Source organism: Bacillus sp. AFS002410, from assembly GCF_002556365.1.
In the GTDB taxonomy this organism is placed as follows: Bacteria; Bacillota; Bacilli; order Bacillales; family Bacillaceae_G; genus Gottfriedia.
Genome location: NZ_NUEU01000022.1, coordinates 91939 through 113819, shown reverse-complemented (window position 1 = coordinate 113819; position 21881 = coordinate 91939). Strand labels below are relative to the sequence as shown.

The following is a 21881-nucleotide window of genomic DNA, read 5'->3' as shown; positions in this document are numbered from 1 at the left end:
AATAAATTTCGACAAAGCATCTTTTCTATAAATAGAAAAAGACTCCGGTTCATAACCGGAGTCCTTAACTCTAAAACTTTATGATTTTATTACTTAATACCTAATTCACTCTTAACAGTTTCTAAAGTTTCACCTTTATATTTCTTTTTAGGTGTTGGTGCATAGTTAATTGTAGGGTTTTGCATTAAATAGTTTTTCTCTACGTATGCTAAATCTTTTTCATCAACTACACCGTCATTGTTAATATCTGCAGCACGCTTATTAGTTCCCCAATAAGTTTGTAAGTAAAGTACATCATTTATATCGATGACATCATCTTTGTTTACATCACCTGCGTAAGCTGGATTTAATGCTAAGAAAACGTTCTGAGGAGTTACATTTCCATTTTCATCATGGAATCCAATTGTAAAGTTTTTGTGTACTGTAAAATGTCCAGGAACATCTAGTTTAAGCTCAAAAGTATCATCCGTTAATGGTAAGTTTGGAATTCTATACGTAGTTGTAACTGAGCCACTGATTATTCCATTATACACTGTACCGTTTGAACTTGTTGCTGTTACTTTTATTCCTAATGCTGAATAATCAAGTCCTCCGATCGGACCGCCATCAGGAGCTAAAAATGCTTCTGCACCATTACCGCCACGAAGTAGTGAAGTATTTGAATCCTTAAAATAAATGTTTGGATTTCCACTTACTACCGCATTAGTTACGTTATTACTGTTTGTTACAGTAGTATTTAAGTTCGCTAAGTAAACGGAAGCATTAGCATCATAGATATCAGTCATCTTAAATGCTACATCTGCAAGTTTCAAATCACCTGATAAAGGAGTAACTCCATCTTTTGTTGTGATTGTAACTGTCGCATGATTTAGAGTAGCTCCTGGTGAATCCGGCGTATCCGTCACAGTAACATTTACCTTATCTGCTACACTTGGATCTGCTGTAACATTCATTGTTGAAACATTTGTATAATGATCAAACTTATAAACTACTTGTTTTACATCACTTGTTTTATTTAACATCAAAGTGGCATTAGCTGTTTCACCCATTTTTGCTGTACGTTTTTCTGGTTTCATATAGCCATATGTTAGATCATCACGAGTAACAAAGATATCATTGCCTTCTTTATATGTTCTATTTGTTGCTGCGTCAACCGCATAGAAATTTAGTTCCCTCGGGTTTGTTGCATTTGTTGGAACTGTCGCTGTAAATGTACCGTCAGCATTTACAGGTACTGCTACTGGTCTTCCACCATTTATATAATCTTGATAATAAACTTTTGAACTTGCTTGACTAACGTTCATACCAAGTTTTTGCATTTCTTCTGTATCTTTATCATAAACTGATCCCGTGATTGTTACACTAGATTGTCCATTTTTATATTCAACAACTTCTGGACCATTCACTGTTAAATTAGGAGCAGCATTATCAAAATAAACTGGTGCTTCTTGAGAGAATGTTTTCCCTGCATCATTCGTACCAATGATTTTTACCTTATAGTATCCTGGCTTCGCTAAGGTAGGATCGTACTCAAATGGTCTTTCATCATCACCCGTAGCCTTATTATAAGTACCATCAAATATATCAGTAACTGAATACTCAGTATTTTCATCCATTGCTAGACCATCAAATGAACCAACAAAGCCTAATTCTTTGCCTGTTTTTCCATCTTCAAGGACTACATCGAATGAGCGCATATGTGATTTGATACTCATAGTTGCATTTGTATAGACTAACTGACCAGGGAAAGTTCCATCAAAAACGTGTGTAAATGCTTGCGGAGAAAATGAAACTGGGTTCATTCCTTCTTCCACTGTTTTAATTGCGAAAGTACTTGATATGTTTCATCAGGATTATCATGATTTGTATACGTTACAAAGCCTTCATAAATACCTAATTTTGCTGATTTTGGTACTGTAATTGCAACAGTTGTTTTCTTTTTCGAATTTGCGCCAACTTTAATTGACTTATCCGTTACAACCATGACGCCATTGTCATCAGCATCTAATGATCCTCTACGATTTGCTTGGTACGAAACTTTTACATCATAAGTTTTTCCTTTATTACTATTATTATAGATATTAAGTGTACGTTGATCGCTAATATTTTGTCCTGCTGGAGCGAACACTCCGAATGCAAGTGCACCAGTTAAATTTTTAACTGTTTTAAGATTTCCTTTTTTATCTGTTGTGCCTTTTGTTTCATCTACTACTTCAATTCGAGTTTGAGAATGAATCGCTTCATCAGGATCAACTTGTCCAGCTCCTGATTCAAATACACTATAATCTCCATTTAAAGGATCAGCAGTGTTCATTAATGTTTCTTTTACTTGAGCCGGAGTTAAATTTGGATTTGCTTGTAATAATAACGCTGCAACACCTGCTACGTTCGGTGTAGCCATTGATGTACCTGATAAATTATCATAAGCATATTCATATTTACCAATTTGATCTGCACCGTGCATGTAAGAAGGTACTGTTGAGAATACAGAAACACCTGGTGCCGTTACTTCTGGTTTAATATCATAAGTGATACGAGCTGGCCCACGTGAACTAAATGAAGCTAATTTGCCGCCTTCATCTGTTACTTGTCCCATTTCATCAAATGAGAATGTTGAATCTGTTCCAAGTTTCGAAATTAAATCTTGCCCTTGCTCATATGACATTGAGAATGTAGGGATGAAGCCATAGCTACCACCTAAGTAAGATGGAATAAAGCCTTCGCCAGGTACATTATCAACCATAATAACCGCCGCTGCGCCATGTTTTTGAGCAATTGTGATTTTATCCGCAAGTGGCGTTACACCACGGTTTACAATCGCAATTTTTCCATTTACATCAATATTTTTATAATCAGAATCTGCACCTACATCTGGTACTAAAACGACTGGTAGATTTTTACCTTTTAATAAAGTCTCTACATTATCACTGAAGCCTTTACCTAATAATTTTAAATCAGCAGCAAAGTCAGAAGTTCCATGTAATGTGCCTTTTGAAGTAGCAATTACAGTCTTGGTATCATTTGCACCAACTGTAATCGGTAACGCTGCTGCTCCAGGTGCACCTAAAGTATACATTCCGTCGCCTGCATTACCTGCTGCAACAACTGCTGTTACCCCAGATAATACTGCATTATTTAATGCAAGACTTTCAATTTCTTGTGGATCATTCGTACTGCTACCTAGTGATAAATTGATAACATCCATTCCATCTGAAATTGATTTATCAATACCGGCTAAAACATTTTCAGTTGTACCAGAACCAAATCTTCCTAATACACGATAAACATATAAATCAGCTTCCGGAGCAACACCTGTTACGGCATAATCCGTATTATTTTTACCGCGACCAGCAATGATTCCTGATACGTGTGTTCCATGCTCTGTATAGTAAGCTTCACCTGTATTTGGATCTTTTTCTGCTAAACCTGATTTTTGCCAATCAGCATAAGTTGTTTCCATTGGATCTGCATCATTGTCAACAAAATCCCAACCTTTTACAGAGTTTGGTTCAATTGTTTTTGGATCGACACCAGCTTGTGCACGATACCCTTTATATGCATCTGTTAAATCTGGGTGATTATAATCAATCCCTGTATCAATAACCCCAACTTTAATTCCCTTTCCAGTAAAGCCTTCTGCGTGTAATTTACTTACTCCTGGGAATACTTCAGTTTCCATTTTCTTTGTAGTGTCCCCAGTGCCTTGTGTACTCTCAGTAGCTTTTTCTGGTTCAACTTGAATGATATTATTTGGCCAAACAGCCTTAACAGCCTTTGATTCTAATAATGATTTAACTTTGTTCGCTGGAAGGTCAATTGCCACACCATTTAACGTATTTTTGTAAGTACGTTTAATTTTATAAAGATTTTTATTTTCCTTTAAATCATCTTTATAAATTGTTTTCAAATCATTTTTAAAAGTTGCTTGCGCATCATCAGCTTGTTCTTTTGCATCATTAAGCGACAAACTGTTTCCATCCGCAGCTTCTTCTAATACAGCTACTTTTGCTGGCTGGTCTTTTAACTCGACAATAACCGAAAGATTTTTAGAACTTTGTAAATCGACTGAAGAAGGTAATTGTAAACCTTCTTGGTTAGTAACCTTTAATTGTTTTAAAGCTTGACGTTGTTCAGGCGTAAGCTTTGCAAGTATTTCTTCAATTGATGATTGTGTCGCAGCTTTCGCAATTGGTTGGTGATGTGTTACTGGAAATGCATTGAATAAAACACCAGTACCCAAAGCTACAACTGCTGTACTTTTGATCAAACGCTTCATGCTGACTTTCTCCCCCATTTATCTTTATTTTCTTTCTATTTAGATTATACGGAAAGTTTACAATTTCGACATTTTGACAAAATCCATCAACCTTTACTTTTTCATCGTTAAATTACGACAACTTACGACATTTTTCTTCGTTTTTTCATATTTCTTGTAATCAGAACTTCTTTTTATAAAACGCTCTACTGTCCATGCGGCTGTATATCTCTCGCTTTATTCATATGAGCAAACATTTGAATCTTTACCATAAGTCGAGAGAAGCATTGTCGTTTAGTGCAAAAAAATATAGCTTCCCTACCATTTCCTTCCTTGTTATAATGAAATTTTAATGATATTAATGTTGATATAATTTAGTTTTTGGTAAAAAAATGCAATTATTATATAAAATCTAACATTTCTCGAAGTCCTATCTATGAAACTTATTTAGTAGCAATATATTTATCCTAAAGCATAAAAAAAAGACCCCTTATTACTAACGGAGCCTTTAACGATTATTGCATTCATTTATCTGTTTATTTTATACCCAATGAAGCCTTAACACTTTCTAATGTTTGAGATTTATATTTCTTCTTAGCTGTTGGAGCATAATTAATTGTAGGATTTTGCATTAAATAGTTTTTCTCTACAAATGCCATATCTTTTTCATCCACTACTCCATCAAAATTAATATCTGCATCACGTTTATTTGTTCCCCAATAAGTTTGTAAATAAAGTGCATCCATTACATCGATCACATTGTCTTTATTTACATCTCCTGCAATCGCTGCCTTTAATGGTAAATAAAGATTTTGATACGTTACTTTACCATTTTCATGGAAACCAATTGTAAAGTCTTTGTGTACAGTAAAATGTCCTGGAATATTTAATTCAAGCTCATATTTGTCATCTGTTAATGGTAAATTTGGAATTTTAAAAGCAGCGGTAGAACTGTTTAGCGCTTCATATACAGTACCTTTTGAACTTGTTGCTTTTATTTTTATTCCAGCCTTTGAATAGTCAAGTAATCCAAGTGGGTCCCCTCCAGGGCCTAAAAGTGCTTCTGCTTTTTTCGAACCTCTTAGTAAAGAATATGTGGGCTCAATATAATAGATCGCTGGATTTCCACTCGCAACAGCAGTCGTCGTGTTCGTATTATCTGTTACATTGGTACTCATATAAGTAGGGAATGTTACAGGATATGCAGAATATTCATCACCCATTTTAAACTCTATATCTGCAAGTTTTAGATTGCCCGATAGTGGAGTAACGCCATCTTTTGTCGTAATCGTCATTGTTGCCTTATTCACATGTGAACTTGCACTTAATACAGTATCTACAAATTTAACATTTATTTTATCTGCTAGACTAGGATTTGGAGTAATATTCATAGATGCTACATTTGTATAATAATTGAATGTATATACTACTTGCTTTACGTTATTTGCTTTATTTAACAATAAAGAGGCATGTGTTGTTTCGCCCATTTTCCCCGTACGTTTTTCAGATTGCATATAACCATACGTCGTGTCATCACGAGTAACAAAGATTTCTTTACCTTCTTTAAATGTTTTATTCGAAGCTGCATCGAGCGCATAAAATACAAGCTCCATTGGTCTTGTAGGATTTGTTGGAACATCTACAGTAAATGTACCATCTGAATTTACAGGCACTGCAATTGCCCTTCCACCTAAATAGTCTTGGTAATAAACCGTAGTACTTCCTTGATTATAATTCATGCCTAGTTTTTGCATTTCTGCTGTTTCTTTATCATAAACCGAACCAGTAATCGTTACACTAGTTTGACCGTTTTCATACTCAACTACTTCAGGACTATCCACTGTTAACTTTGGTGCTGCATTATCGAAATAAACTGGTGCTTCTTGTGAGAACGTTCTTCCTGCATCATTTGTACCAATAAACTTCAACTTATAGTATCCAGGTTTGGCTAACTCTGAGTCATACGCAAATGGTTGTTCATCATCACCTGTCGCTTTAAAATATTGACCATTAAATACTTTGCTAACCGAATATTCTATATTTTCATTCATTCCTAGTCCATCAATTGTTCCTACATAACCTAATTCTTTTCCTGTATTTCCATCCTCAAGAATCACATCAATTGTACGCATATGTGATTTAATGCTCATATTCGCGTTAGTATATATTAATTGCCCAGCATATGCAGAATCAAATACTTGGGTGAATGCTTGTGGTGTCATTGTAACTGTATTCATACCTTCTTCCACCGTTTTAATCGCAAAAGGTACTTGGTATGTATCTTCGGGATTATCGTGATTTGTATACGTTACAAATCCTTCGTAAATTCCTAATTTTGCAGATTTTGGTACTGTAATTGCAACCATTGATTTCTTTTTCGAGTTTGCGCCAACTTTAATTGACTTATCTGTTACAACCATTACACCATTATCGTCAGCATCTAATGAACCTCTTCGATCTGTTTGGTAAGTAACTTTTACATCATAATTTTTCGCTAGATTGCTATTGTTATAAATATTTAGTGTACGTTGATCGCTAACATTCTTTCCTGCCGGTGCGAACACACCGAATGCAAGTGCACCAGTTAAATCTTTAACCGTTTTAAGATTTCCTTTTTTATCTAATGCACCTTTGGTTTCATCCACTACTTCAATTCTTGTTTTTGAATGAATGGCTTCATATGGATCAACTTGTCCAGCTCCTGATTCAAACACACTATAATCGCCATTTAATGGATCGGCAGTGTTCATTAATGTTTCTTTTACCCCGGCTGGTGTTAAATTTGGATTTGCTTGTAATAATAATGCTGCAACACCAGCTACGTTCGGAGTAGCCATTGATGTTCCAGATAAATTATCATAAGCGTATTCATATCTACCTATTTGATCTGCTCCATGCATATATGATGGAACAGTAGAGAACACAGCTACACCTGGTGCTGTTACTTCAGGCTTAATATCATATGTGATACGAGCTGGTCCGCGTGAACTGAATGACGCTAATTTATTTCCTTCATCCGTTACTTTTCCAATTTCATCAAATGAGAATGTTGGAGTATTACCAAGGTTAACCAACAAATTAGCACCTTGTTCGTACGACATTGAGAACGTTGGGATAAGCCCATAACCTGCACCTAAGTATGATGGTATAAACCCTTCACCAGGTACATTGTTTACTAGAATGACTGCAACTGCCCCGTGCTTTTGAGCGAATTTAATTTTATCAACAAGCGCAACCGTTCCTCGGTTAACTAATGCAATCTTTCCATTTACATCAATTGATTTATAGTCCGCATCAGCCCCATTATTCGGCACCTTAACAATCAGTAAATTTTTACCTTTTAAATTTTCTACATTGTCTCCAAAGCCTTTGCCTAATAACTTCAAATCACCGGATACATCTGATGTTCCATGCAAAGTTCCTTTAGATGTTGCAATCTCAGTCTTTGTATCATTTGCACCAACAGTAATGGCCAATGCTGCTGCACCAGGCGAACCTAACGAATACATTCCGTTACCAGAATTACCAGCTGCTACTACTGCCGTTACACCTGAAAGAACTGCATTATTTACCGCAAGACTTTCAAGATTTTCTGGATTATTTGTGCTTGCTCCAAGCGATAAATTAATAACATCCATTTCATCAGCAACCGACTTATCGATTCCAGCTAAAACATTTGCAGTTGTACCTGATCCAAATTTTCCTAACACACGATAGACGTATAAATCAGCATCTGGTGCAACACCTGTTACTGCATAATCCGTATTATTTTTCCCGCGACCAGCAATAATTCCTGATACATGAGTTCCATGCTCTGTATAAAAATATGAACCTGTCAAAGAATCATATTCTGCTAAACCGGATTTTTTCCAATCATCATACGTTGTTTCCATTGGATCCGCGTCATTATCAACAAAATCCCAACCTTTTACAGAAGTTGGACTAATTGATTTTGGATCAACTCCAGGTTGTGCACGATATCCTTTGTAAGCACCCGTTAAATCTGGGTGGTTATAATCAATTCCCGTATCAATAACCCCAACTTTAACGCCCTTTCCAGTAAAACCTTCTGCATGTAATTTGCTAACTCCAGGAAACACCTCTGTTTCCATTTTCTTTGTTGAATCAGAAGCTCCTTCAGTTGCCTTTGGAGGTTCCACTTGAATCGTATTATTTGGCCAAACTGCCTTTACAGCTTTTGATTTTAATAATGACTTTACTTTATTAGCAGGTAGGTCCATTGCTACGCCATTTAACGTATTTTTATATGTTCTTTTAATTTTATAAAGATCCTTATTTTGTTTTAAATCATCTTTATATATTGTTTGTAAATCATTTTTAAATGTTTCTTGCGCTTCGTCTGCTTTTTGCTTTGCATCATCAAGTGATAGGTTGTTTCCATTTGCAGCCTCTTCTATCACAGCTACTTTTGCGGGCTTGTCTTTAAACTCAACGATGACGGATAGATTTTTTGAACTATTAAAATCTACTGTCGAAGGTAACTGTAACCCTTCCTGAGTAGTCACCTCTAATTTTTGTAAAGCTTGACGTTGTTCAGGACTAAGTTTTGAAAGCACTTCTTCAATTGATGATTCTGTCGCCGCTTTTACAGTCGGCTGATGATGCTGTACTGGAAATGCATTGAATAATACACCAGTACTTAATGTTAAAATTGCAGTACCTTTAATTAAACGATTCAACTACTAATCTCTCCCTTATAATTAAATTTTCTTACTATTTTGATTATAAGGAAAGTTTATAACATTAAGATTTTGTTAAAATCGATCAATTCCTTTATATTTATCGCTAATAATCGAGGTGTTACAACAAAGTTCTTTCTTTATTTCAACTTAGAATACGAATATATTTCTCTTCTAGTTCCTTACTTAAAGAATCCCGATAATGCCATATTGCTAATAAGCATTTTTGAAATCTCTCATGAATCTCAGTATTTTTTACCTTTAAAGCCACATTTAATATTTCGTCTAAACCTTCATTTACTTTATTTTTTTCACACTTTAACAATCCTAGTGCATAGCAATAGTCTAAATAAAGATGCTGTTTAAATAGATCAGTTGAATTGTCCATTTCACGGATTTGCTCATCATATTTTTCAATAAATCTTTCAGCATCTTCTAATCTACCTAATTTCACATAGCTTTCTATGATTCTTGGAATTCCTACATAAAAATCTTCACGATTACTAAGCCAGCCAAAATATGAGTCAACTACATGTAGATTCCCAAAATCTAATTGCGCTACAAATCTATTTCCAACAGCAATATCCGCATAATATGCATTAATTTTTTCATATTTTTCGATTAAATTTAAAACCTCTTCCAATTTGCCACCTAATCTTGTTAAAGCAAATGCTTGATACATTAATGCTCGTCCTACATGGTCTTTTATTTTAGCCATTTTTTCTAATCGTTTAGCATAATGTAAAACTTCGTCCCAATCTTTTAACATATAATAAGTAGCTGTAATCCATAAAATAGTTAGCTCTTGAAACTTAGGTGGCATATAGGAAATATACTCGATAATACGAACTAAAACTAAGCTACCCTCACTTGTTAAACGAGTCATATAAAACTTTCGAAAATAACTGATTGCTACTTCTTCAGTTGCTGAATTTGGCATATGTTCAATAATTAATTCATAAAGAGGAAGTGCTTCTTGCTGTTTACCTTCAATAAAAAGCTGCTCAGCAACATAGAATAAATTTTGGAAGTACTTAGACCGAACTGCTTTTGATTTTTCTTCGATCATAACTGATAAAATAAACGATAACTCAGATTCAAAGCCATCTTTTGCACATTCATAAATAAAAGCGTCGCTTCTTCTTTTATCTAATAGATTTCTTTCGTTGAAGCAAAGTTTCACATATCCTTTATAAAATGATCCTTTAGGTAGCTGAAATGCTTCTGTTATTGCATCTAAATAATGTAAAGATAGTGCTTTTTTATTATTAAATATTCTACTCATATCGCTATAATGGATCTCTGCTTTTCTTGCTAACTGTTTAAGATTCCAATTATTTTTCTTCATCAGCTTGTTAAATTCATAAAGTAGAAAATCATTCATGCTGCACCCCACCTAATATTAAGAATTTTTAATCTCTCTATACGAAAAGTAAAAATGCCATAAACCATTCTATCTATGGCTTACAGCATCTAAGTTATTGTTTACTGGAATGAAATATATTGAAGACTAAGATGCTGTCTAACTATACGAGGTCATGATTTAGTAGTGACTAATTTTCCAAGTTAAGTTCCCAAATTATTAATAGAGCTAAAGTATATTGATTAACCAAATTGGTATTTCACTACATCCTTTTATATAATTTATAAAGTTGAAAAATTATTATAGAATACAAATCAAAAGCACATCTAATTCAAATTGCTGTACGATATACAAAATTAAACCATTTAATTCAATTCAAAAATTTCAGAAAATAAAAACCGTTCCTTATTTCATGTTATATACACTATATTTTAGATATTTACTTATATCCTGTAAAACGCGTTTTTGTTTATCAACCATTAAGTATTACTTAATTAAACACTCACCCTAAAGTATATTAAAATAACAATTGTGAAATATTATTTCACCATTTTGGATTAAATTCCCAGTTTTAAAATAATGACTAATAATTTAATATATTAAAAAACAAACAGTATAATCAATTCATTTTTCGATACTACATAAAGGAGGTACAAAATGAATATCGAACATTTAAAATATATTGTTGAAATATCGAAAGAGGAATCAATTTCTAAAGCTGCTAAAAACTTACACATATCTGCTTCGGCTGTAAGTCAGGCACTTAAGGAATTAGAAAAGAAATTAGAACTGAAACTATTCATCCGTCTAAAGATGAAAACAGTACCTACCGAAGCTGGAAAAGAAGTCATTCAACAAGCACAAAAAGTTTTATATGAATTTGAAATTTTAGAGGAAAAAGTTGCAATTCAAAAGAATGCTTTTCAGACTCAGCTAAAAATAGCAACTGTTCCTGGATTAGTTTATTTGGTTAATGAAGCAATCATTAATTTCAAAAAAGAGTTCCCAATGGTTGATGTTCAGGTTTATGAATGTGATCCTGGTCAGATCCTAAATACCCTTACAATTCTTCAACCCGATATTGCTTTCTTATTTTCAAATGAAGATACAATAAAAGAAAACAAAGATTTGCTATACGAACATTTAACAACTACAAAATTTTGCGTTCTCGTTGGTGATCAATCTCCATTATTTCATTTAGACGAGATTTCCCCCGACGATTTAACTGATGAAAAGTTTATCCTTTATAATAGTCATGCATTTGTAGAACACTCCCGTAAGATCGTTAACAATATGAATGTACAATTCATTTCGAATAATACCGATAGCATTAGAGATGCTGTAAAAAATGATTTAGGTGTTACTATTGGCCGTAATATAACATTAAAAAATCATCCTGATACTTTAACTGGAAAAATTAAGTCAATTCCTTTAATATCTCCTGCTTATATTAGCGACGAACTTTGGTCAGTTTATCTTAAAAACAAACCTCTAACTAAAGCTTCAAAAACTTTCATAAAATATATTCAAGCTAGTATAACGAATTGAAAAATTTACCATATGTGCATTAAATAAAAAGGCCAAATCATTGAGTGATTTGGTCTTTTAAACTAAACGCTACTCAAATGATTTTGTATAAGTTTGAACTCCTAATACTCCCTGCCAAAAGGTTTAAATAATCAACTAAACTTTTTCCAAACGATTCTTTAGTTCATTTTTGGCTTCTAATGAATGTTCCATAAAGTTTTCTTAATAAAATGTTCGTCTGTTTACTTGTTGCCATTTAGCTAAGTTTGTTAATAAAGCTATAAGTAAAAACCATAAAAAATTAAGTTTTATCCCTCCTAACAAAATCTTATTTGTACCCCTTTCTGTCGATATATTCATTATATGTATGGTTGATTTGATTTGAATTTTGAAAAAAACTATAAATTATTAATTTTTCAAATAATATTTTCAATTTAAATACTTAAATAATGTAAAACTAAAAAGGCCCTCTATCTTAAGAGCCTCTTAATTCATTGAATACATCTAATACAATAAAAGATATGTAAATGCATTAAATTATAAACTTGTACATAGTCGCAGTTCTTAAATTTGCTGATTCTATGGACTTCATTTTCTTCATGACATCTTTAATAAATCCGAGAAACATAATCACCTTAAATTTATTACAACCTAGTTTAAACCATCTATCTATACTTTACTAATAACTTCACTAAGATGACTTTATTGAAGTATATCCATTTAGTCCTTCTTAAATCACTTTCTTAAAATAAATTACCATTCCACTCTACAAGTCATGAAATATCATAATAAAATCAACTCTGTAGCCTATTGAAATATTCATTTCATTATATTAATAGTTGATAATATTTGAGCTATACAAAAAACTATCAATTCTCATTTATTTAACCCATTGCAATTTCTAGCTTTAATCTAACTAAATTACACAAGCACAATTACTTTTCCAATCTAATATACTTATTTGAAAGGAAGTGATTAGAATGCAATGGACTCAAAAAATTAGATATTTAATTGGTCAACCCGTTGGAGTTTCTTTAACAAGTGGGCAAGGTACATCTGGGGTATTGTGTGGCGTTTCTGGTTCCAAGCTGCTAATTATTGAATATATGTATCAATCACAATTTTCTCTAAAACAATACGATTTCCATATGATTCAAGATATAAATGGATTTCCACCTTGTCATAGCCAACAACCACTTTACTAATGAACCGTTTTTGTAGAAATTTTCTACTGTCCTCTTCCCTAAAATACAATGTAAACATCAAATAAAGTTTTAAGGACCTGCATGCTATATGTAGGTTTTTTCTCTGTTAAACATAAAATAATCTCCACCATAATAAACAGTTTAAGAAAGTTTCGACTGTCTACTAAGTGGAGATCTGTGTATAATTATCTTCCTAAAACTTCAATTTGACTTTATATTTATGTCTTTTTATTGCAATCCTAAGTCACTCTTAATCGATTCTAAAGTGCTACCCTTAAACTTTTTAACTGGCTTTGGTGCTGTTGTCACAAATGGATTTTGAGTTAAGTAGTATTTCTCAACAAGCGCTAAATCTTTTGCATCAACAACTCCGTCAAAATTAATATCAGCGCTTCGCTTGTTTGTACCCCAATATGTCTGAATCAGTAACGCATCCATCACATCAATGACATTATCTTTATTAATATCACCTGGCTTTGCTCCAAGTGTTGGATATGAAACAGCCTCTCCAATATTAATTCCTCTTTCCGTACGGCCAATTTCCAACGGAGTATATGTTGTGAAATGCCCAGGAATATCCATAACCACTGTATATTTATGAACCGCAGCGGGGATTCCTTTGAAGGTTACATTTCCATTTTTTTCAATTACTCCATCATAGGTCGCTCCATCAGTTCCTTTTAACTTCATTGTAGCTCCTACCTTCGTATAATCAATACTGCTATTGTATGTGCCTGAAGCAGTATATAAACCAACTCCATTTAGCTTAGCTGTTGCTGTGGAGTAAATAGGATACATTGGCAATGTGCCCAAAATAATTGTTAGTCTATTCGTACTTTCGCTATTTACTTGCATAGTAGAAAAATTTAGGACTTGAGCAAATGGGTTAAGGAACTCATTTGCATTCGTATCGACGTCCAAATCAAATAACGCCACATCTCCTGCTATTCCTTCTCCTGGTACATTGATAGTCACTGTTGTCCCTATACTAGTTGTACCCATAGAAGTTGTAGTCAGTTCTGATCCTTCTGGTAAACTTTGTGATTTTTTAAATTCAACACTATTAAAATATTTCGCTACATAATCCAATCTGAAATTAAGCTTATTGGCTTTTCGCAAATTATGTGCGTAGAACGTATAAGTAATTTTGTCACCATAATTGATAGCATCTTTATTTGGTTTTGCATAAATATAAGATGCGCCTTTCTTCGTGTAATAGACCATTTTAGGTAATGTTGCATTTCCTGCAAAGTCAGCACCAACATATTGAATTGGATTAATTGAGCCAGCTACTTTCACATCTGTACTAAACTTTCCATTTTCGTCTGTACTAATTGAATAAGCATTTGAAGCACCTGGACCATAAAACAATTTATTATTCGCCTGAGTAAGAGGCATTCCTGCCGCTTGTGTTTTGCTTATTTCAGGATCCAAAATCGTTCCCGAAACAGTAACTGTATCTTGTCCGTCTGCTAATTCTACAATTTGAGTATCGCCTTTTGGCATCGCATTTGTATCATCAAACTTAATCGTTGGTCCATTATTATCAACGCTTACTTTCGACGTTTTGGTAAACTGCTTGCCATCTTTATTTGTTCCTATCATTTTAATGTCATAGACACCATCTGGGGCTAGATCAGAAACATAACCGATTGGATTCTTTTCATCCCCTGTAAACGGAAAATATCTGCCATAGAATGCACTGTCCATAGTGTACATAGTGTCAACAGCTGCACCTGAACCACTAACAGAAGTGATTAGCCCAAGATCTTTATTCGTTTTCGGATCAACTAACACCCAATCTAGTGTCTGCATTGATGAGTTTAAGGTAAAATCTAAATCAGAATCTTTTCGACTGAATAAATTTATAACTCTATTTGTAGAAATACTCTTCGTATACACGTCAAAGTATGCCAATCCTTCATCAGCAGCCTTTACTCCAAACGGAATACGATAGCTTTCTTCTGGATTGTTTTTCTCTTTAATATTAATATATCCTTCATAAATACCTTTTTCAGCCGTTTTTGGAATGTCTAGAGTTGCAGAAAGTTGCTTTGTGCTGTTTGGCTTTACTGTAATTGACTCAGGCACATTTACTGATACACCATTTTTATTGGCGTCTAATGACCCTTTTAACCCTACATTGTATTCCACAGATAGTTCATACTTTTTGTCTTTATCACTATTATTCTTAAATGATAGTTTAGTAGTATCTGTATAGTCCTTTTCAGTTGAAACTGGAACGAATCCGTAACTTAGACCACCTGTTTGTTCTGGAATGATTTTTTCCACGCCATTTTCAATATAAGGGGTCTGATCTTGTACGCTAATAATTGTATCGGAATGAACTGCTTTCATTGGATCAATTCTTCCTGCGCCTACTTCAAATACACTGTATGGATTTTTTAGTGGATCTGCGGTATTCATCAATACTGTCTTTATATCAGCTGGGGTATATTCTGGATGAGCTTGTAATAATAATGCCGCAACTCCTGTCACATGTGGAGATGCCATAGATGTTCCTGACATTCGCAAGTAAGCTGAAGAATAATCTGATGTATCAGCTTTATTCGCTATATAGGAAGGAACTGTTGATAATATATCTACACCAGGTGCCGTTACCTCTGGTTTAATATCATATAAAGTTCCAGATGGTCCTCTAGAGCTAAATGTTGCCAATTCATCACCTGGAAGTTCTTTTTCACTTTTTGTCCCAAACGTTACTTTTGGAACACCATTTGCAAACATGTCATTAATAGCTAGTCCATCTTTATTCGTCATTGAAAAAGTTGGGATATTATCGTTACTTTCCCCTAAGAAAAATGGTATATGGCCTTCATCTGCATTCGAATTATAGATGATAACACCCGCTGCTCCATGATCTCTCGCATACTGCATTTTCTCAATTAATGCATATGTGCCTCTTTGAATAAAAGCAATTTTACCATTTACATCTTTTCCATTGTAATCGTTTGGACCGCCAAGCCCTACATTAACGATATCAAATGATTTACCAGACATGCTGCTAAAGTCATCTGTCCACTTTTTCGTCATCAACTGCATTGCCACACTAGTATTATTACTACCCGAAGCAAATTGACTATCAAACGTTGTAACTTTACTCGAAACAGAACTCGCTCCAACAGTTAGTGCTAGTGCTGCTGCTCCAGGAGAGCCTAAAGTATACAACGCATCACCCGAGTTCCCAGCTGAAACGACTGCAGTAACTCCACTTAACACGGCATTATCGATCGCAATACTTGTGGCATATAAAGGATCATTGAGTTCGGCACCTAAAGACAAATTGATAACATCCATCCCATCCTTAACTGCTTTATCAACCCCAGCAAGTATAGCTGCCGTTGTACCGCTTCCGTAAGGACCTAATACACGATATACATATAAATCAGCTTCTGGAGCTACGCCAATAACTTTATAATCAGAATTATTCTCAGCACGGCCAGCAATTGTTCCTGACACATGTGTACCATGATCTGTATAATATGTTTCTCCATTTGAATACTCTGCTTTTTTCGACTTTTGCCAGTCCGCATATGTAGTTTCCATTGGATCACTATCATTATCTACAAAGTCATATCCACCTTTAAATGCATGCTTTAAATCTGGATGATTATAATCGACACCTGTATCAATTACACCAACTTTTACACCTTTTCCTGTGTACCCTTCTTCATGAAGTTTATCAAGATTTAAAAATGGAATACTATCCACTTTTGTTTGGTCCTTCGTTTCTTCTTCTGTTTGAGCTGGCGGTTCAACATGTACAGTGTAATCACTATAAATAGCCTTTACTACTTTAGAATCTAGCAATGATTTCACTTGATTTGCTGGTAATGTTAATGCGACACCGTTCATGGAAGTTTTGTAAGTATATTTCACATGATAGGCATCCTTACCAGATTTAGTCTTTTTAAGTTTTGTTTGCAAGTCTTTTTTAAATTGTGCATGAGATTTTTCTACATTTTCATTTGCTTGTGTAAGAGAAAGCTTTTCCCCTTTAATCGCTTTAGCAATTTGTGCTGTTTTTGCTGGAAGATCCTTAAATTCAACGATAACATTTACATCTTTATCACTCGATAAATCAACATCAGGTGATAATTGTAATCCTGTTTTTAATTGATGACTATCTAATTTTTGCAATGCCTCACGCTGTTCTGGGGTTAATTTTGCTAAAATACTTTCTGCCTTTGTTGTGTTTGTTTGTGCGTGTACAACAGACGTGTAATTTAAGTTAGCAATTGGCCCTAGCAAGAGACCAGTACTCAATACAACCGCTGCAGCCCTTTTTACAGAAGGGAAATTCATGAACTTCTTTTTCAATCTTATCAATCCCTTTCTAAATTTTAGAATTTTCTTAAAAATCTAATTACATTATAAGAGCAATTGATAAGTTTGATATTTTGACGAATTCATTCAATCAACCAAATATTATTCGATAAATTCCAACAATTGGAATGAAATAATACTAGTTTTAGTAGGAGTATGCCACATAAGTAGCCCCATTCGAGAAAAATTGTTGTGCTTTGTTTGTCTAGAAGGAAAGTAGGAGGGTATCTTAGTAATGTTTTTTAGCTAGATTTGATTTTATTGTTCAAGTTAATGGATATTTAGTAGATTTCTTCAGCTTTTTTGGCGGTTTTGAAAGAATTAGGGCAATTTATTGATTTGTGTATCTGCTTTTGAATAATGATTAAGGTCAGATACCCTTACCGGTATAGGTAATATCGTATCTAATCTCTGATTCTAGGAAATTTAATTGCAGTTTTGCTAATTTTATTTGCAGATTCGCTCTTTTTATTTGCACTTTGACCTTTATTTGCAGTTTCTCATTACTTATTTGCACTTTTCACAGTTTTATTTGCGCGTTCAACTTTCTTATTTGCACCACGACCTTTATTTGCAGTTTCTAATTTGTACGGTCAACATTCCTATTAGCACCTCGACTTTTTCAACTCCTATTCTTCTTAGAATTTCCTATAAATATAAAAACGAGGATGCCCACTTTTGGGACACCCTCTAAATTAAATTATTTAACGACAGTAACCGCTACTGTTTTAGTCGTTACTTTAAACCCTTCTTTATCAACTGCATCAGCAGAAATATAATACGTCCCACTAGCTAAGCTTGCATCTGGAGACCATTTTAGATGCATTTCATGTTCGTTTTTCACATCAATGCTTTCTACTACTTTACCACTCGCATCTTTCACGTTAACCGTCCAATTTACACGAGTATTAGCAAATCCATTAATTGAAGCAATTTTACTCGAAGTTAGATTTGACGTTGGTGAAACACTGAATGCACTTACTAGCATGCCACTCGTAATATAGCTAGGATCTCCCCATACTTTATAGCTTATATTCATTGCATGGTCAATTCCCATAACAACTACACTTTTTGGCTCTTCAGATACTAAAGTTGAAGTTGCTCCAACAGGTAAAGACATTGATTTACCATTAACCCAGATAATTGACCCATAAAATCCTGATCCATTTTCATTATCTACTGCGTCAAATGAAATTTCGTATTGCCCATCTTTTGGCTTAACTTGTACATTTGACACTTTTGGTCCAACTGAATCAACATTAACAGGTAGCTTAACTTTTTGTGGTTTCGCGTTTGGATAGTCTAAAGTCGTTTTGATAACAAAGTTGTACATGCCATCACTTACTGTATTCCCGTTATCATCTTTCGAATCCCAGTTATATCCAGTGTACATTCTACTTGCAGAAATAATATTCTTTCTTATTGGCAAAGGAATACCATTATTATACTCGCTAAAGTCGCCTAAATATCTAATGATTTTTCCTTTAGCATTTTCAATATACATTTCCGCTTTTGCTAAGTTCCTAAATGCAGTAAATGAAGGGAATACACCTTTAAGTATCGAGTTTGGAGATGTAGTGATTTCATTCATGTTGAATTTTCCTGTTTTTGTATCAAATCCCATAGGTACAGAAGCACCTTCATCATCCCATAGTGCTGTATAGCCTAAAAACGCATCTTTTCGATCCCAAGCTGCAGGATCAATATTATTAAGTGAATCCCACTCACCATTAAAGCCCATATAAGGAACTGTTAAAGGAACAGCTGAATCGCTATTTTCCCCTGTTGGTATGAGGCGTACAAATCCTTCAACAAATTCATTATTCCTCATTGTTCTTGGTAAGCGAATCTCAACTTTTAGATTTTTCGTTTGTCCTGCTTTAATTTTTAAAGTAGCACCTTCAGTTCCCTTAAGTTCCTCTCCATTTACATAAATCGATGCGCCTTCAATACGTTTACTTTTTAGTGATAAATAATCTTTTGATTCTAAAGTTCCATCACCATCAAAATCAAATTGTTTCGTTTCAATTCCATCTGTTAATAAGTCTACATCGACAGTGTATTCATATTCATTTTTTGCTGCCTCTGTTTGAAGTGATTCGACATTTAAATTAAAGGTTGCTCGGTCATTTTTAATTTCTTTTAAAGCAACTGCTCCTGCCTGTTCAAGTGGAGTGTTTTTTCTTGTTACAATGACAGGTGTTTTAATTGCATTTTGTATTTGCATTAATCCAGATCCTTGAATTCGAGGAGAATATGGAACCTCGTTATTCGTTTTAGGATCCATGACCACTTTAGCCGTATTCATTAAAGCAATTTTAGCTTTTAATGCTGTATCTTCTGAGTGAGTGAGCCCTTTTTCATACAACGATTGTAGTATTAACGTAGCACCACCTGCAACATGTGGTGTCGCCATTGAAGTACCACTCATTACCTCATATTCGTTTCCAGGAGTAGTTGAATAGATTTTCCCACCTGGTGCTGAGATTTCAGGTTTAAAGTCTAAAGTCGTTGGCGCACCATATGAAGAGAAATAAGACATCGTATCTCGTGCAGGGTTATCGATCCAAGTTGCTTTCGTTAATTTCATTTTGACAACTTGTCCACTTGTTAATTTATTAATTAGAGCATCCCCTGCTGCCTTACTTGTTGTTGCTGCAGGAGTAAGATTACTTCCGAAATTTACATATGGATAATCAGCCATATTAGAAGCTGGAACTAAAATGACAGCCTTTGCTCCTCGCTTTTTAGCTTGAGATTGCATTGAAGCGTATGTTGAATAAGATGTATTCGGTTTAAAAACTACTATTTTTCCATTTACATCTTTTCCAGCATAATGTTCATCTTTAAACCCTTCGCCTACATAAACTAGCTCATAACTTTCGTTAGGAGAAAGTACTCTAGAAAGTTTGAAATTATATTGTGTTTGGTCTTGATATGGAAGTTTTAAACCATTGTCTTCTGCCAATGTATTTAATTCATAATTAGTATTTTCATAGGAAGCTACAGACAAAGCAAAAGGACTAACACCAGGCTCTCCTACAGTCCCGATATCAGGATTTTCTGCATACGGTTTGGCAGAAGCAGCCATGATACTATTTTGCGTACTATATGCTGCGTTTCCACCTGCAACTACAACTAGTGTTCCATGTTCTGTCGCTTCACGTATCGCTTTTTGAATTGGATCTTTATCTTCACTAACGAATCCTGCATCAGTTCCGAGACTCATATTAATAACATCTGCTCCCATTGCAACAGCATGGTCGATTCCTGCAATAATATCGTCTTCGAACGCCCCTCCACCTTTGTCAGAGAAAACTTTCTCAGCTAACAATTGGACACCTGGTGCGATTCCTAATACACCATCATTTTCTTCATCACCATTTGCTCCAATTGTACCTGATACATGTGTACCATGAGGATTTCCGTTTACACCACGAGGTATAACGTCTGTATCATTATCGGCCCAATCATAGCCAGTTGGAACTTTGTCAGTATACCACTGTTCATTAACAGGAGTTTCTGAAAACTTACTTTGAATATTACTTTGAGTCAACTTCTCTTTTTGTTTTCCCTTTTCCGTTAAGGTCATATCTTGATGAGTGTAGTCTATACCTGAATCGACAACACCAACAACTAGCCCTTCACCTTGATAACCATATTTCTCCCATACGCTTTGTGCTTGTACTAACTCTTTACTCGTTTTCATTGTTTGCTCATAAGTTCTTGCAATATGTACATTTGTTACACCAGGAGTTGCCTCTAAATCTTTAATATTTTTGTATTCTGTATCAAAACTAAAACCGTTAAACCCATCATAAAAACGGTGCCTAATTTTCGGATTCAATTTCTTTTTTGCCATTTTAGAGACGACATCATCTTGTTTTTGTTTCATTAAAGTTGTTTTACTTTGCTTCGTTTTCGTTTGTGAAGCTTCCTCTGGGTCTTGAACTTCAACAATTACACGCACTTTTTCATTTGCGCCATAAACTTTTGAACTATTTTCATTCATATTTTTATAGACTGATCTGTCTGATGTTTTAGCTGCTTCTTTGTTGAGATTCGTTAAATAATTTTTTAAACTCCCCTGTATATTCTCATTTCCTGTCGAATATGTAGGTTTATCCCCTTTTGTAATTTGCGCATATCCTGGAGTAGTTAAAAACATTGCTGCTAATGTCGTTGCTGTAATAACTCGGAATGGAAATTTCTTGCTATTACTCATAAATTCTAAACTCTCCCCTCGTAATCTCTTAAATTACTAAAATATGTTAACTTCAAGTTAAAAATTTATAGCCTTCAACAAACTCCAACTTGAAAGTATAACTCCAAATTTATAAATCAATAAGCTTGTACAGTTATTTTAATTTTCAGAATTTAAACACTAAATTATTTTTCAATCACAAAATAAAACTGTTAGTACACGTAATCAAATAGGCTGGTTCAGTATGCCAATAATTCGTTGCATTGAACCAGCTTAATTG

The 21881-nt window shown here is 34.2% G+C and carries 8 protein-coding genes; 2 read left to right on the top strand and 6 right to left on the bottom strand.

Going from position 1 to position 21881, the window contains the following annotated elements:
* Window positions 1-89 precede the first annotated feature (89 nt).
* The 4 genes from CN692_RS14570 to CN692_RS14555 all read right to left on the bottom strand — a co-directional run bounded on the left by CN692_RS14570 (window position 90) and on the right by CN692_RS14555 (window position 10339).
* Complete coding sequence (locus CN692_RS14570; protein ID WP_098119894.1) at window positions 90-1802, bottom strand: dockerin type I domain-containing protein; 1713 nt, start codon at window positions 1800-1802, stop codon at window positions 90-92.
* Window positions 1799-4276, bottom strand: coding sequence for a S8 family serine peptidase (locus tag CN692_RS14565; protein WP_179874452.1), 2478 nt, complete (start codon window positions 4274-4276; stop codon window positions 1799-1801). Before CN692_RS14565 ends, CN692_RS14570 begins: the two co-directional genes overlap by 4 nt.
* A gap of 515 nt (window positions 4277-4791) precedes the next feature.
* Entirely contained in the window at window positions 4792-8955 is a 4164-nt protein-coding gene (locus CN692_RS14560; RefSeq protein ID WP_098119892.1) for a S8 family serine peptidase, read from the bottom strand.
* 145 nt (window positions 8956-9100) lie between these two features.
* A complete protein-coding gene (locus CN692_RS14555) occupies window positions 9101-10339 on the bottom strand; it encodes a helix-turn-helix domain-containing protein (RefSeq protein ID WP_098119891.1) in 1239 nt (412 codons plus the stop codon).
* Window positions 10340-10975: 636 nt separating this feature from the next.
* On the opposite strand from CN692_RS14555, the gene CN692_RS14550 reads away from it, so the two are divergent.
* Entirely contained in the window at window positions 10976-11866 is an 891-nt protein-coding gene (locus tag CN692_RS14550; protein WP_098119890.1) for a LysR family transcriptional regulator, read from the top strand.
* Window positions 11867-12825: 959 nt separating this feature from the next.
* A complete protein-coding gene (locus CN692_RS14545; RefSeq protein ID WP_098119889.1) occupies window positions 12826-13050 on the top strand; it encodes a hypothetical protein in 225 nt (74 codons plus the stop codon).
* 228 nt (window positions 13051-13278) lie between these two features.
* Here the strand turns inward: CN692_RS14545 and CN692_RS27050 are convergent, their stop codons facing one another.
* Together CN692_RS27050 and CN692_RS14535 are read right to left on the bottom strand one after the other, a co-directional pair.
* Window positions 13279-17391, bottom strand: a complete 4113-nt coding sequence (locus CN692_RS27050) for a S8 family serine peptidase (RefSeq protein ID WP_098119888.1) — start codon at window positions 17389-17391, stop codon at window positions 13279-13281.
* 706 nt (window positions 17392-18097) lie between these two features.
* Window positions 18098-21622: a S8 family serine peptidase gene (locus CN692_RS14535; protein ID WP_098119887.1), complete on the bottom strand. Its 3525-nt coding sequence runs from the start codon at window positions 21620-21622 to the stop codon at window positions 18098-18100.
* Window positions 21623-21881: the final 259 nt, after the last annotated feature.